This window comes from Ruegeria sp. SCP10, from assembly GCF_040329495.1.
Lineage (GTDB): Bacteria > Pseudomonadota > Alphaproteobacteria > Rhodobacterales > Rhodobacteraceae > Ruegeria.
In genome coordinates this window covers 1-913 of the sequence record NZ_JBDZYF010000064.1, presented here as the reverse complement: position 1 = coordinate 913, position 913 = coordinate 1, and the positions used below count along the sequence as shown (strand labels likewise).

Annotated in this window: 1 protein-coding gene; it reads left to right on the top strand. The window is 58.1% G+C overall.

All coding sequences use genetic code 11. The features are described from left to right. Positions 1-878 (top strand): IS3 family transposase (locus ABLN87_RS22265; RefSeq protein WP_353014296.1); only part of this gene is annotated, 878 nt, incomplete at its 5' end. Between the last annotated feature and the right edge of the window lie 35 nt (positions 879-913).

Sequence of the window (913 nt, the reverse complement as noted above, 5' to 3'; positions counted from 1 at the left end):
CTAAAGGAAGCAGCTCGGGGAAACTTCAGAGCCCCGCACGTCGCCGAGCCTGCATCGAGCTGATCCGGAGCGAGATGAATGTATCGGAGCGCCGGATTTGCCGGGTGCTTGGGCAACATCGCTCGACACAACGGCATCGACCAAGGGGCCGGGAAGATGAGGAGCGGCTGGTTGCCGACATGATCGAATTGGCCAGGCAATACGGCAGCTACGGCTACCGGCGCGTTGCTGTGCTGCTGCGCGAGGCTGGCTGGCAGGTCAGTGACGGTCGGATCGAGCGACTGTGGCGACGGGAGGGGCTGAAGGTGCCACCGAAACAACCCAGGAGAGGCAGGCTTTGGCTGAACGATGGATCATGCATCCGGTTGCGACCCGAGTATCGCAACCATGTCTGGTCGTATGATTTCGTGCATTGCCGAACCGACGATGGGAAAGCGTTCAGGACGCTGAACATCCTGGACGAGTTCAGCCGGGAATGCTTGGCGATCCGGGTGAAACGGAAGCTGAACTCGACCGATGTCATCGATGCGCTGACCGACTTTTTCATCCTGCGCGGGCCACCGGCATTCGTTCGGAGTGACAATGGTCCTGAGTTTGTGGCCAAGGATGTCCGGGCCTGGATCGAGGCTGTCGGGGCCAAAACTGCCTTCATCGAACCGGGGTCGCCCTGGGAGAACGGCTACGTCGAGAGCTTCAATGTCGGGTTCCGCGATGAACTGCTGAACAGGGAAATCTTCTACTCATTGAGAGAAGCGCAAATCATCATCGAAGGATGGAGAAAACACTACAACACAAAGCGACCCCACAGCGCCTTGGGATACCGACCACCGGCACCGGAAACAATCGTCCCAATAGACCAAAGGCCAAACATGCACTAACAATCAAACCGAACCAGTCAGATCAGGCTCACCAT